Consider the following 14,782-nt stretch of genomic DNA (forward strand, 5'->3'; position numbering starts at 1 on the left):
ATAGGGCGGTAGGGGTCGTTAGTTGAAAAACCCCAATTAAAATGAAATCAAACTTATCTGTAAGAAAAGTATGGATTTACACTATTTTCGTTTCGCTTTTTGCGGCAAGTTGTAGTGATGAAACCACAGTTTTTGAAAATCCAGAAGATAATTTAGTAACCGAAACGAATCAATCTAAGCTTGATAATAGTGTTAGTTTCGAGCGTGCCGGAGTATTGGATATTTATGAAGATCCAACAAACAGTGCAAAAAGATCCGGTTTAACGGGCAAAGAAGAGGCCGGTGATTATCCGCTTACCTTAGTTGCTCAAATTGCACCACCATCGTTCACTAATGGTGAGAACTTAGCAGCTACACATGTAGTTTTAGATGGTAATTACGGTTATGTATCCTACAATACCGTTGGTATGGATTATGTAGGAGCAGTAGATGTAATAGATATAAGCGACCCTAATAATCCTGTAGTAACATCTAGGGTTTATTACACCAATGCAGATTTAAATTCCATTGCTTACGATAATGGTTACATCTATGTTGCAGGTGGTGTAGATGCTGAACAATCTGTTACGGCTACAGCAAATTCCTTAATCGCTAAAATAGAGGTTAGTGGTGGTAGAATTAATACATCCAATATAACATATGCTTTTCAAGAAGGTTTTAATGGTACAGATGTTCGTATTATAGATAACAAAGCAGTGGTAACCAGTGGGCAAAATGGTTTTGTTGTAGTTTATGACAAAAATGATTTAAGTGTTATAAGTGAAGCCGCTTTTTCAGATTTACGTTCTGTGGCGTATAATGGAAATGAAATGGCTGTGTTAGATGCGGCAAGCGGTGTAAGTTTCTTAGATGTAACTTTAAATGAAGTTAGAAGTATAAGTATAGATTCTGATTTCGGTATTGATGCTAAAAGAACCCTAGATTTCTCAGATGACAAAATTATTGTTTCTGAAGGTAGTAAAGGAGCCGGTGTCTACAGTGCAGCGTCAGGTAATTTTATAGATTATCTACCCATACTTACAAGTCCTGAAAATGCAGAGCCAGGTGAAATTGTTACCAATGGTGTTGCGGTTAACGAGGATATTTTGTTGATGGCAAATGGAGCTGGTGGATTGAGTCTGTCTGAGAATATGGGTAGTGATGCTTCTGCCGTAGGTGTTATTGAGCTAACAGGCTCAATTAATTATGTAGCGTCTAAAGGTGATTATATTTTTGCCGCATCAGGAAAATCAGGTTTTCAAATTATAAAATTGAATAGACCGACAGAAAGCTTAGTAAGTAGCTGTGAAAATTTAGCGACATTTAGCGGTGGCTCTACCTATACAGTTGCTCAAGGAAATGAGGAAGCATTTTCAGGTTCAAAAAGATTTAACTCGATTACCGTTAACGGTTCTTTATTACTATGTGGTTCTTGGACGGTTAAAGAAGATTTGACTATAAATGAAAATGGTTTATTCGAGATGAACGGTACTATCGTCATAGGTAGGGCAAATCGTCAAAGAGATGTTATCGTTAAAGCCGGATCAACACTTAGGGTTGAAGGTACCATGGCTGTATATGGAGATATAATTTTAGAGGAAGGAGCAACATTGGAGTTCTTGGGTGATAATCCTATAGCTGCCATATGGGGTTCTGTATCGAAAGCCAATGGCGCAACCATTACCGGAACGTTCAATGATTATTATAATAAGTTCTAAATAGAATAAAATATAAACAAAAAAAATCCCCAAGGCATTCACCTTGGGGATTTTTTCATTTATACTAATATCTTAATTCAAAAGTTCGGCAACTTTAGCTTCAAGTGCAGGACCTCTTAAGTTTTTGGCAACGATAACTCCGTTTTCATCCAATAAGAATGCAGCGGGTATGGCATCAACATTATAAAGCTTGGCAATTTGATCATCAAAGTATGCGATGTTAGAGATGTGGTTCCAAACCAATCCGTCTTCCGCAATTGCTTTTTTCCAAGCTTCTTCGGTTCTATCTAAAGAAACACCTAAAACGTTTAAACCTTTGTCATGGTATTTATTGTAAACCGCAACGATATTAGGGTTTTCAGCTCTACAAGGTCTGCACCATCCTGCCCAAAAATCGATTAAGGTGACTTTTCCCATTACATCTTTTAAGGCAAGTTCGGTTCCGTCAGGACTAGGACCTGAAAATTCAGGAGCCTTAGCGCCAATGCTTGAGTTTTTGCCAGCAGCCTCAGAAGCCTTTAGTTTTTCAATACCTTTTTGTATTTGCTTTCCGGGTTTAGAGTTTTTGATCTCTTCTGAAAGCGTTTTGTAAATTTCTTCGGCTTCTTCTAGTTCAACTGCTTTGGTAGCAACGGCTCTATCTAATACTAAAGCTGAAATTAATGCCTTAGGGTGACTTTTTACATAGTCCAATTCAAAAGTTTTGTACTCTTCTTGAAGTTCTTTCATTTCATCTTGTAGTGCCAAAGCAGACTCTCCAGATGCAGATTTCATATCTAGTTGTATAGATTGTGCTTGAAGAGATATCTCTCTTGATTGCTCCATATAATCTGCGAAAGTGTCATTTTGAAAAGTTCCGCTTATATCTGCAAAGCCCATACTATCTCTTTGTGCGCTAAATTGAATCTCTCCGTTTTCAAGTATAACAGCGGTATACCCAGGTAATTGTTCAACGAATATGTAATGAAGCTCTGGGATATCGGATTTTCCGGTAAAAGTAAACTCACCATTTGTCGTAGTGGCGGTATCAACTTCCATTGGTTGATTGTTTTCTCCTATTTTTTTCAAGAAAACACGAGTGCCATCTGTCATTTCGCCTCTTAATTTACCATTGAGCGTAAACCCTTCTGGTTTTGAGTTGCAGCTGAACAATAAGGCTCCTGCAAGCAGTATTAAAATACTATGTTTCATAAATTTCACTTAGGTTAAGTTGCAAATGTACTTATATATAGGATATAAAAAAAGACCTCTAACGCAATGGCCAAAGGTCTTTTTAAGAATAAAATATTCGGTGTTAAAATTGGTAGCGTATACCGAGTCCGATATCAAAGTCAAAATTATCGGAAAACCCGTTATAGCCTGTAACCCCTAATTCGGGTCTAAAATCTAAAGATAGAATCAAAGGAATATCGAAATTATATTCTATACCGATATCACCGGCTGCGAAAACGAATAGCCCGCCATCGTCACCAGGAAAATCCACACTTCCTAATCCGCCTCCAACTCCGTAATACCATTGAAAATCACCTTCTATTGGTCGTACCCACTGGTAAAGGCCGGCTAATTTAAAGGCGTTGAAATTTCTGCTATCTCGCCATCCTAGATCAAATTCAAGTCTTGTGTCTCGTGTTAATGATTTTTGATAGCTGACCTCTGCACCAAAACCGTCGCTATCTCCTAAACGTAATCCTAAGGCATGATTCGCGATTTCTTGGGCAGATAGCGAACAGGTTGCCATAAAAATGAATACGGTAATACCTTTTAAAATCTTCATATAGTTGTTCTTTTTTGTGATGAAAAATGAGGCTATTTGTAATGTAGCTCACACAATAAAACTTAATTTAGCAATCAAAATTGTGTTACGTTGAATAATAATTCGCTGTCAAAGTTACAACAAGATATAGAAGGAGATGTCCGTTTTGACAATCTCACCAAAACTCTTTACGCTACAGATGCTTCGGTATATAGAAAAATACCGTTAGGAGCTGCTTTTCCAAAAAGCGTAAATGATATCAAAAAAATAATAAAGTTTGCCAACGAGCAAAACGTTTCGCTTATACCTAGAACGGCAGGTACTTCTTTGGCAGGGCAATGTGTGGGTGATGGTTTGGTGGTCGATGTGTCAAAACACTTTACCAAAATCATAAGTCTGGATAAAGTTAAGAAACAAGTAACAGTTCAGCCAGGGGTAATTAGAGATGAGCTGAATCAATATCTAAAGCCATACGGATTGTTTTTTGGACCCAATACGTCAACCTCTAATAGGTGTATGGTAGGTGGTATGGTAGGTAATAATTCTTCTGGTACTACATCTATACAATATGGGGTAACCAGAGATAAGGTTGTTTCAATGAAAACCATACTTTCAGACGGTAGCGAAGCTGAGTTTGGAAGGATAACAGCAACCGAATTCAAGCAAAAACAGCTAGGTAGTTCACTTGAATCATCACTTTATAAGAATATTTTTAAAGAGCTAGATAATATAGATATAGCATCTGAAATAAAAGAGCATTTTCCTAAGCCTGAAATTCATAGAAGAAGTACTGGATATGCTGTAGACGAATTATTGAAATCAGTTGTGCTAGGAGGGGAATTGCCTTATTTTAATATGGCAGAATTGCTGTGTGGCAGTGAAGGAACCTTAGCTTTTACAACTGAAATAACGATTCAATTAGATGATCTTCCACCGGCATTATCTGTAATGGTAGTTACGCATTATACCTCTTTGCAAGATTGCTTAATGGATGTAGTTCCTGTTATGGAACATCCATTACAATTATGTGAAATGATGGATAAAGTCATTTTAGATTGTACAAAGAATAACAGGGCGCAATTGGCAAACCGTTTTTTCGTAGAAGGTGACCCAGCTGCGTTATTAATGCTACAAGTATCTGCACACACAGAAGCTGAACTAAAAGAAGCTGTAGCATCATTACAACGGACTATAGCCAAATCTGGACTCAGTTATTCCAATCCTGTGCTATATGGTGATCAAATACCAAAAGCCATTGAGTTGCGAAAAGCAGGGTTGGGTCTGTTAGGAAATATTGTTGGGGATATGAAAGCCGTTGCCTGCATAGAAGATACTGCGGTAGCCCTGCCGGATCTAAAGGATTTTATTACGGAGTTTTCGGTAATTATGAAAGGTTATGGTCAGAGCGCGGTATACTATGCTCATGCAGGTGCTGGTGAATTGCATTTAAGACCTATTCTAAATCTTAAAAAGTCAACAGATGTAAGTTTATTTAGAAACATAACCACAGATGTTGCCAAATTGACTAAAAAATATAAGGGTTCATTTAGCGGAGAGCATGGTGATGGTATCGTTCGTGCGGAGTTTATCCCTATTATGATAGGTGATAAGAACTATGAACTTCTTAAAAGGATTAAAACTTATTTTGATCCTAAAGGTATTTTTAATCCAGGTAAGATTGTAGATGCCTATCCTATGGATAAGTCTTTTAGGTACGAGGTTGACCGTAAAGAACCGGAGATAGAGACCTTGATGGATTTTTCGGATAGCGAAGGGATATTAAAAGCAGCTGAAAAATGTAATGGAAGTGGTGATTGTAGAAAGACCCACCACATGAACGGTGGCATGTGTCCAAGTTACCACGCAACCAAAAATGAAAAAGATACTACTAGAGGCAGGGCAAATACCTTGAGAGAGTTTTTGACGAACCCAAGTAGTTTGGCGAAAAATAGTTTTGACAGTCCAGAAATCAAAGAAGCTTTTGATCTTTGTTTAAGCTGTAAGGCTTGTGCAAGTGAGTGTCCAAGTAACGTAGATGTATCCACTTTAAAAGCAGAGTTTTTATATCAATATCAAGAGGCTAACGGGTACTCTTTAAGAGGTAAATTATTTGCGTATAATACCAAGTTAAATGGATTGGGGAGTAAGGTTTCTGGTTTAACAAATGCTGTTTATGATTCCAAAATTCTTGGTGGATTATTGAAAAAGACTAGCGGAGTGGCTAAAGAACGAACCTTACCAAAGGTTTATAGCTTTAATTTCGATAAACACTTACAAAAATATGGTGGTCAGTCGACTAAGTTAAAGAGTAAAGTCGTTTTATTTATAGATGAATTCACTAAATACTTAGATATTGAAGTAGGTAAAGATGCAATTGAGCTATTATCTAAACTTGGCTACGAAATTGAATTATACTATGCAGAAAGTGGAAGAACGTTTCTCTCAAAAGGCTTTTTAAAGCAAGCTCAAAAGTTGGCGATTAAGAATACCCAAGAATTAAAAAAGTTTGCAGATGCAGGTTTGCCTATTTTAGGTTTAGAGCCGTCGGCCATTTTGTCTTTTAGAGATGAATACAAACGTATGACATCGAATAAAGAAATAGCGAATAAAATAGCCGATAACTCATTTTTGATAGAAGAGTTTTTGGCAAAAGAAATTGAAAATGGAAATTTAAATTCATCCGACTTTACAGAAGAAGATAGAGATATAAAAATTCATAACCATTGTCATCAAAAAGCATTGAGTAATCAAAAAGTTACGTTTGATGTTTTGAATCTTCCTACGAATTACAAGGTCACCATTATTGCATCTGGTTGTTGTGGCATGGCGGGTTCTTTTGGTTATGAAGAAGAACATTATGAAACCAGTATGAAAATCGGGTCTTTAAAATTATTTCCAGCTGTAAAAAAATCATCCGCTGAAACAATAATTGCAGCCAACGGTACTAGTTGTAGGCATCAAATATTTGATGGTACCAAGAGAATAGCAAAACATCCGGTAAGTATATTGAAAGAAGCTTTAGTGTAATACCTAGTCGTTAAGACCATTTCTTTCTTTTTGATTTATTTCCCTCTGCTTACGTTGTGTAATCGTTGCTATAAGTTCGTTCATGTTCATAGCCTTTAATTCTTCATCCATATAGAAAGAAGTTAGCTTGTCATTTTCATAGCGGTATAGTTTCCAACGTTTAAATGAATACTCAAGGGCTGTCATATGCTTAACCCAATCTCCTGAGTTTAGATATAAGCACTCTCCTTTTTTTGTTTCAAAAAGTTGTTTGTTAGGGGCATGGCTATGTCCACATACGACATGGTCATAATGCTGTTTAATGGCCATTTTGGCAACATTTTTTTCGAACAATGCAATTTGCTCGGGATCACGATTGCCATTTATTAATTCTGGATTAGAGAAAGGTTTATTTTTCTTTCCAAATAATGCCAATCCTTTAGTCTTTAATTTTGCCAGTTTTAACAGTGTGTCAAAACCAAATCCCCCAAAATTTAATAACCAATGTGAATGGCGAAATGAAAAGTCAAAAATATCACCATGAAAAAATAGTGTGTTTTTACCGTTAAGTTTTAAGGAAAGTCTATTGGAAACTTGTATAGCCCCCATGTATATGTCGTCTATTTTACGAAAAGGTTCATCACGATTACCAGTAATATAATGAACAACGGTGCCCTTTGCTGCCAACGAGAATATTTTTTTGATCACTTTTAGGTGAGAGGGCGGAAAATAATTGTTGCGCATTTTCTTTGCATCAAGTATATCTCCGTTAAGAATAAGGGTCTTAGGTTCTATACTTGATAAATACGTTAATAATTCTTCGGCATGGCATGCATAAGATCCTAGGTGTACGTCTGATAAAACTACAATTTCGAGTCTGCGTTTTTTCAAGGGGATAATTTTTAAACAAAACTAAACCTAACAGTACATTGTACAACCACTTAAGTGGTCATTATTATCTAATGATAACGTTAAATAATTATTATCACAAAAGAGTAAGGTTAAGCTAACATTAACCACTTTTTAAATTTTTCTTTCCAGCATTTAAGATTTACCTTTGAGTCTAGTTGAATTGTAAATATTACAACCAGTAATATATCATTTAGAACATAGTTATTATGGCCGGAAATACCTTTGGGAACATATTTAGGGTAAGCACGTTTGGAGAATCTCATGGAAGAGCTATTGGTGGAGTTATTGATGGTTGTCCATCTGAAATAGAAATTGATTTTAAGGCCATACAAAATGACCTTAATCGTCGTAAACCTGGTCAATCTGCCATTGTTACCCAACGTAAGGAACCAGATGAAGTAGAGTTTTATTCTGGAATATTCGAAGGGAAAACTACGGGTACGCCAATTGGTTTTGCAATTCACAATACCAATCAGAAATCCAAGGATTACGGTCACATCAAAGATTCATACAGGCCATCGCATGCAGATTACGTGTACGATAAAAAATATGGATTTAGGGATTACCGTGGTGGTGGTAGAAGTTCTGCTCGTGAAACAGCGAGTAGAGTAGTGGCAGGTGCCATAGCAAAACAGTTTTTGAAAGGAATAGAAATACAGGCCTTTGTATCTCAAGTAGGGGATATGGGTTTGGGCAAGCATTACACTGAATTGGATTTATCGCTAACGGAAACAAATGACGTGCGTTGTCCTGATACAGAAATGGCTTCTAAAATGGAAGAATATATCAAATCCATTAAAAAAGACGGAGATACCATTGGCGGAATCATTACTTGTGTTGCCAAAAATGTACCAATTGGTTTAGGGGAACCCGTCTTTGACAAATTGCATGCAGAGTTGGGCAAGGCCATGTTGTCTATTAATGCAGTTAAGGGCTTTGAGTACGGTAGTGGTTTTGAGGGAGTTAAGATGAAAGGTAGCGAACATAACGATCAGTTTAATAATGACGGTTCTACCAAGACCAACCACAGTGGTGGTATTCAAGGCGGTATAAGTAACGGCATGGATATTTATTTTAATGTGGCCTTTAAACCAGTGGCTACCGTTATACAAGGTTACGAAACAATTGATAAAGAGGGCAATACCGTTAAAACTCAAGGTAAGGGCAGGCATGACCCTTGTGTAGTGCCAAGAGCAGTGCCAATAGTGGAAGCTATGACGGCTTTAGTATTGGCAGACTATACACTTCTTAACCGTACCATTAAATTATAGGGTACGTTTTTAGCACTTTTAAAGGCAAAATACTATCTTACTTCCCTAAACTAATTATTATATGAGGAAGCTTGAGTTGCATTGGCAAATTCTAATAGGTATGCTAGCGGGAGTGTTATTTGCTTTGGCTATGGTTCAGTTAGATTGGGGACCAAATTTTATTTCGGATTGGATAAAACCATTTGGCAATATTTTCATCAACTCATTAAAGCTTATTGCGGTTCCTCTCATATTAGGATCCTTAATAAAAGGGGTATCCGATTTAAAGGATATATCGAAACTTTCTCAAATGGGCGGGCGAACCATTGGTATTTATATAGCTACAACGGTGATAGCGGTCACCATTGGTTTAGGTGTCGTAAACGTAGTAAAACCTGGTTCTTCGATTACAGAGGCTACTAGAATAGAGTTGGTAAATAACTATAAAGGAGATGCCGATGCCATTAAAAGTAAGGCAGAAAAACAAAAGGAAGCTGGTCCTTTACAAGCCTTGGAAGATTTGGTGCCAAGTAACATTTTTGCAGCAGCCTCTGATAATGGAAACATGCTACAAGTTATTTTCTTTGCCATTTTCTTTGGTATAGGGCTTATTTTAATACCCGAAGAGCAGGCAACACCGGTTAAAAAATTCTTTGATGGATTTAATGAAGTCATTCTAAAACTCATAGATTTAATAATGCTTGCAGCGCCATATGGTGTTTTTGCCTTGTTGGCTGCACTGATCGTAGAATCGCCAAGTCTAGATTTATTCAAAGCCTTGGCCTGGTACGCATTCTGTGTTGTTCTTGGGCTCTCGCTAATGCTAGGGGTTTACATAATAATGGTTTGGCTTTTTACCAAAACGTCTCCCAGTACTTTTATGAAAGGTATGTCACCGGCTCAGCTATTGGCTTTTTCTACGAGTTCAAGCGCCGCCACCTTACCGGTAACGATGGAAAGGGTAGAAGAGCACTTAGGTGTAGATGAAGAAGTAACAAGTTTTGTACTCCCTATCGGAGCTACCATAAATATGGATGGAACAAGTTTATACCAAGCCATTGCTGCTGTTTTTATAGCCCAAGCTTTTGGTATGGATTTAAGTTTATCCGCACAATTAGGTATAATCGTAACAGCGACTTTAGCCTCTATAGGTAGTGCTGCCGTACCAGGAGCCGGTATGGTCATGTTGGTCATAGTTCTTGCTCAGGCAGGTATACCTGAAGCAGGTCTGGCATTGATATTCGCCGTAGATAGACCTTTAGATATGTGCAGAACGGTCATAAATGTATCTGGAGATGCATCTGTTTCTATGATGGTAGCAAAATCGGTAGGTAAGTTAAACGAACCGAAAGTCAAGAATTGGGATGATAATTACAAAAAATAAATTGGTTTAGTCATCATATCTGCGATAAGCGGCCGTGCTGAACATAAACAGTCCGTAACAAACCAAGCCTAAAGCTACCGTACCTAACAAATATTTGCCAAACATTTGATTTTGGATAAAAAAGAAAGCCTCTGAAGTGCCTTTAAGTTCTTCGGAGCCTGACTCTTTGATATTTATTGCTGCTCTAATGAAGAAATAGGAGACAATGCTCGTTACAATGCCTCTAGAAATGAGACCTGCATAACCAATTCTTTTGATAAATTTTCTTTTATTGATAGAAGCAAGGGAGTCTATTTTAAATGGTTCAAGAAATTCACCTTTAAATGCCTTGATGAATTGATATATACCTTTTAAACCTAATCCAATCCCAATTCCCATGAATATTAAAGAACCTGTAGTACCGGTAAGAAAAGATGATTTTGAATTTTCGTTTCCAGAAAAGAGATTTAAATCCAATGCGTCAGCAATAGCTATAAATCCCAGACCAGCATAAATGATTCCGCTTATCGCAAAGCCAATCCGCTTAGCCATATTTTTAGGATCGGCACCAATACCTTCGGGATCTGTAATACCTTGTAATAATCGCCATAAAGCATAGCATAACAGCCCTAGCCCTAATAATATAACAATAGATGCACCAAAACTTTGTTGTTCCAAATAATCAATAGTAGATAATTTACCTGCCTTTTGACCACCCATATCAATAGTGGTCAAAAATGTTAGAATACCCGTTGTAATATATACCGCTCCTTTTGCTACATAACCAATCAAGGCTAATTTCTTTATTTTTCGATTCATGGTTTTATCATTTACGCATATCTGCACCTTGCGTGGCATCTTGGTAATCAAGATCGTCATCAATGACATCTTTGTAAGCTTGAATCCATGCATTTCTAAATATTCTTGTTATCGTAGGCAAAACTCGGGTTTTAACATTGTTTAAATTGCCCTCAACGGGTATCTTGGTGGCAAGAGTATCTTTTTTGTGGTTTTTTAGAACGAATTTGAAAAAGCCTACAAATCCTTCCCATAGGGTTTTAAGAAAACCATCATCCTTTCCGATTAGCTTGGCATTCTTTAAAATAGGTTTAAAAGAGCCCTTCATGTAACCGTCGGCAATGGCAAGTTCTCCGAATAGATCAAAAGAACCTTCATCGAAGTCTATACCGGCGTAATGGTTTGTAAAATCGTTAAGTGCTTTAGCATTGGCATTCTCCAAACCAAATTCGATATCCATATCTGGTATTTCCTTTACCAAATTCATTTTGCCGTCTAGATATACATCTCCGTTACCGATGGAAATTGCGGTCGCGTTAATGGACGAAGGTAAAGTCCTGCTCTTTTCTATAACATTTCTTAAGTTAGAAGCGGTTAACTGTACATTGGTTAAATTTAAATCGATATTTGGGTTCGCTTGCAGTTGTACAAAAGCAAATTTTCCATCTTTTATAGTTAATTGATTAATATCGATTGGCACCAGATCAGTTAAGGCTTTGGTCCAATCTTTCGTATCTGCTACTGTGGTGGTGTCTTGTTGTTGATCTTCAAAAACGTAAATAATCGTAGGTTGCTGCATTTCAATTTCACTAACGATTCTACCTTTGAACAAAGCATTCCATTCAACAGAGATATCGGTTTTCTTAAAATCTAAAAAAGGTATTTCAGTATTACCCTCAACAGTATTTAGAAACATACCGTGTATAGTATATGCTCCTCTGATTAACGAAATATCGATATCTTCAACATGACCATAATAACCAGGTATATCTGCAAGAACTTTATTAACATAATCTTTTACAAGATAGGGGAGAGACAAACGAATAATAATAACAAGTAATATGAATACTACCGGTAATACATATCTTTTCTTCTTGTAGCGTTTTCTCTTTACTTTGCTCATACTATTCACTTTAATATCCAACGACCAGAATATAAGGCAATGAAATGAGAAGTATAGAATTATGGGGTGATTGAGATAAAAGTTTTAATATCAGAATTAAAAAAGGTGCAACCCGCTGATAAATACTAATTATAAGAATTTGTTTTTCAGTTCTTTAGTAGGAACCATACAAGCCTCTTTTTTACCGTACCATTTGTACCTATTTGCGGCAATAAAATCGTATACGATATTCCTAAATGACTCGGGAAGCCAAAGTAAAATGGATGAAATAGTGCGAAGTCCTTTCAGATCTTTCCCGATTTCCAGCGCAGCGGTAGATTTTGTGTAATAGGCGATATTGGGTTCAATAAGAATGATGGAATCAATTTTATTGGTATCTATATTTCGTTCGGTCAATAACCTTTCGCCAGTTTCACTTTGAATAGCAGCATATCTAAAAACATCATTTTCATCTCGCTTTATAGCAAATTGAACACTACTGTTGCATAGGTTGCAAACACCATCAAAAAGAATGATTTTTTTATTTGAATTCACCTTGTAAAATTAAAACAATTTTTAATCAACAACTCATAACATTTCTATAATAAATCGCGATTATTATTCCAAAATTAAATGGAAATGACTACTAAAAGTAGTTTTAAAAACCCATAATAATCGTATACGATTATTTGTAACTAGCTGAAATATAGCGTTATTTCTTCTTTTGGACCATTTCAAGTTGGTCTACACTAACATTGGTAGTAAATATGCCATAGTTGACAATAGCTTTCCCTTTTTCAAGCGAATCTATACTGCCTACAGCTTTACCATCTAACATACGAACTCTGTCACCAATTTTAAAAACAGGTCTTGGTTTATTCTTTTCCTTGAAAATGGCTTTTTTCTTTTCAACCTTCTTCTTCTCACGAATAACCTTTACTTCTTTTTGAACTTCTTGAGCCACCTTTGCTTTTTTAGCTCGCTCAGCCTTGGCTTGATTTGCAGATTTCTTCTTTCGCTTGCTATTTTCGGTTTCAACGATTCTCAATAATTCTGAAACCAAAGGTCTTTTTTTGTTATCCTGAAAATATTTATCTGCGGCAACATTAACTTTATTGCCCAGTTGAATCATACGCTGGTCATGATCATAAAGTTCTTGGTAGTTTTCTAGTTTAGATTTTATCTTAGCATTTAGCTTTTCCAATCTTTCGTTCTCTTCCCTGGCCTTGTTTTCTTCCTCTTTTAACCTTGAGCCCGTTTGTGCCATTTTACTCCGTTCTTTTTGCAGTTTGGCAATAGTAGCATCGAACCTAACTTTGCCGCGCTCTATTTTCTTTTTGGCTTTGTTAATGAGAGAATAGGGAATGCCGTTCTTTTGGGCAACCTCAAATGTAAACGAACTTCCTGCTTGTCCTAAAATCAATTGAAAGGTAGGTTCTAGTGTTTTACCATCAAAAAGCATGTTTGCATTGGTTACGTGCGGTAATTCGTTGGCCAATGCTTTTAAATTAGCGTAATGAGTTGTGATTACGCCGTATGAGCCTCTTTCGTAGAACACTTCCAAGAAAGCCTCGGCAAGGGCACCGCCTAATTCTGGATCACTTCCAGTACCAAATTCGTCGATAAGGAATAAAGTGTTATTATCGCAACGCTTTAAGAATTGGTTCATGTTCTTTAAGCGGTAACTGTATGTACTTAAATGATTTTCAATACTTTGGTTGTCTCCAATATCCGTTAGAATCTTTTTGAAAAAGCAAACTTCACTTCTCTCATGAACGGGAATCAACATTCCGCTTTGAAGCATTACTTGAAGTAGACCTATGGTTTTTAATGTTATACTCTTACCGCCAGCATTGGGACCGGAAATGACTATGATTCTATTTTCGTCATGCAGTTCAATTGTTTGCGGATAGGTCTTTTCACCTTTGCGCTTATTATTTAAAAAAAGCAGTGGATGATATGCATCTCGCAAAAACAATCTGTTGTCAGAATTGATTTTTGGCAATAGGGCGTTAATATCTTCTGCGTACTTTGCTTTTGCGGCAATTACGTCTACTTGAGTTAAATAATTCTGATAGTCGCTTAAAAGCGCTCTAAATGGTCTTATTTGGTTCGTTAATTGTTTAAGTATGCGCTGAACCTCTTCCTTCTCTTCAAATTCCAGATTATTGAGTTCGCGACTATATTTTAGAGCAGCTTCAGGTTCAATGTAGACGATGCTCCCGGTTTTAGAAGTACCCATTACGGCACCCTTCACTTTCTTGCGATACATTGCCTTAACCGCTAAAACTCGTCTATTTTCCACTACAGACTCCCTAATTTCATCTAAATAATCTGATGATTGGTAGGTGTTCAATGCAGAGCCGAAGCTTTGGCTTATTTTTCCACGAACGGCATTAATTTGCCTTCTAATGACAAATAACTCGTTAGATGCATTATCCTTGACCTCTCCGAACCGATCGATAACATTATTGATCAATATGGGAATTTCGGTATTCTGTTCCAATGCTATGGCAAAATCATATAAAAGCGGATAATACTCTTTAAATTTTTTAAAGAATTTCTGATGCTGAACAACTGTGGTACATATGCTTGCAATTCTTTTGAATCCTTGTAACTCTAGCGTTGTATTTTCAATTTTTAGAAGTTTCAGGTCGGCATTAATAGCGTCGAAACCATGATTGGGAATTCGGTTTTCACTAATTAGCGACGATAAATATTCTGCTGTTTTGCCTAGTTCTACTTTAATGACCTCGCCAGTAATAAACGGAGCAATTTCCAATGCCGCTTGTTTACCTAGTTCAGTATGGCAACGCGCAGAAATTTGTTGTAATACAGAAGGGAATTCTAAATCTTGTAATGTTTTCGTATGTATGTTTGCCACGTTCTATTTAAATGAAT

General features: G+C 36.7%; 11 protein-coding genes. 4 read left to right on the forward strand and 7 right to left on the reverse strand.

Translation table 11 applies throughout. The annotated features are described in order from the left end of the window. The first annotated feature begins 41 nt into the window (after positions 1-41). Positions 42-1,697 (forward strand): hypothetical protein, encoded by a 1,656-nt coding sequence (locus SJY30_RS04135; RefSeq protein WP_396634336.1) that lies wholly within the window; start codon positions 42-44, stop codon positions 1,695-1,697. A 72-nt stretch (positions 1,698-1,769) separates the two neighbouring features. Here SJY30_RS04135 and SJY30_RS04140 read toward each other — a convergent pair whose 3' ends face one another. Next, on the reverse strand, positions 1,770-2,888 hold the full coding sequence (locus SJY30_RS04140) for a redoxin domain-containing protein (protein ID WP_396634337.1): 1,119 nt from the start codon (positions 2,886-2,888) through the stop codon (positions 1,770-1,772). 103 nt (positions 2,889-2,991) lie between these two features. Then, positions 2,992-3,471, reverse strand: a complete 480-nt coding sequence (locus SJY30_RS04145) for a hypothetical protein (RefSeq protein WP_396634338.1) — start codon at positions 3,469-3,471, stop codon at positions 2,992-2,994. A 90-nt stretch (positions 3,472-3,561) separates the two neighbouring features. Between SJY30_RS04145 and SJY30_RS04150 the strand changes: the two genes are divergently transcribed. Then, positions 3,562-6,477, forward strand: a complete 2,916-nt coding sequence (locus tag SJY30_RS04150; RefSeq protein ID WP_396634339.1) for an FAD-binding and (Fe-S)-binding domain-containing protein — start codon at positions 3,562-3,564, stop codon at positions 6,475-6,477. A 3-nt stretch (positions 6,478-6,480) separates the two neighbouring features. On the opposite strand, the gene SJY30_RS04155 is transcribed toward SJY30_RS04150, so the two are convergent. After that, positions 6,481-7,347 carry a UDP-2,3-diacylglucosamine diphosphatase gene (locus SJY30_RS04155; RefSeq protein WP_396634340.1) on the reverse strand — a complete coding sequence of 289 codons (867 nt, stop codon included), beginning with the start codon at positions 7,345-7,347 and terminating at the stop codon, positions 6,481-6,483. 227 nt (positions 7,348-7,574) lie between these two features. Here SJY30_RS04155 and aroC point away from each other — a divergent pair, with 227 nt between their 5' ends. Both aroC and SJY30_RS04165 read left to right on the forward strand, forming a co-directional pair. Next, on the forward strand, positions 7,575-8,639 hold the full coding sequence (gene aroC / locus SJY30_RS04160) for a chorismate synthase (protein ID WP_396634341.1): 1,065 nt from the start codon (positions 7,575-7,577) through the stop codon (positions 8,637-8,639). Between the two features lie 61 nt (positions 8,640-8,700). Beyond that, positions 8,701-10,002, forward strand: a complete 1,302-nt coding sequence (locus SJY30_RS04165) for a dicarboxylate/amino acid:cation symporter (RefSeq protein ID WP_396634342.1) — start codon at positions 8,701-8,703, stop codon at positions 10,000-10,002. A 6-nt stretch (positions 10,003-10,008) separates the two neighbouring features. On the opposite strand, the gene SJY30_RS04170 is transcribed toward SJY30_RS04165, so the two are convergent. From SJY30_RS04170 to SJY30_RS04185, 4 genes are all read right to left on the reverse strand, one after another. After that, positions 10,009-10,800, reverse strand: coding sequence for a DUF1206 domain-containing protein (locus SJY30_RS04170; RefSeq protein ID WP_396634343.1), 792 nt, complete (start codon positions 10,798-10,800; stop codon positions 10,009-10,011). A gap of 7 nt (positions 10,801-10,807) precedes the next feature. After that, on the reverse strand, positions 10,808-11,902 hold the full coding sequence (locus SJY30_RS04175; protein WP_396634344.1) for a DUF748 domain-containing protein: 1,095 nt from the start codon (positions 11,900-11,902) through the stop codon (positions 10,808-10,810). Between the two features lie 129 nt (positions 11,903-12,031). After that, positions 12,032-12,436, reverse strand: coding sequence for a thiol-disulfide oxidoreductase DCC family protein (locus SJY30_RS04180; RefSeq protein WP_396634345.1), 405 nt, complete (start codon positions 12,434-12,436; stop codon positions 12,032-12,034). Between the two features lie 157 nt (positions 12,437-12,593). Continuing rightward, positions 12,594-14,765, reverse strand: coding sequence for a DNA mismatch repair protein MutS (locus SJY30_RS04185; protein WP_396634346.1), 2,172 nt, complete (start codon positions 14,763-14,765; stop codon positions 12,594-12,596). Between the last annotated feature and the right edge of the window lie 17 nt (positions 14,766-14,782).

This window comes from Maribacter sp. R86514, from assembly GCF_044597005.1.
Lineage (GTDB): Bacteria > Bacteroidota > Bacteroidia > Flavobacteriales > Flavobacteriaceae > Maribacter.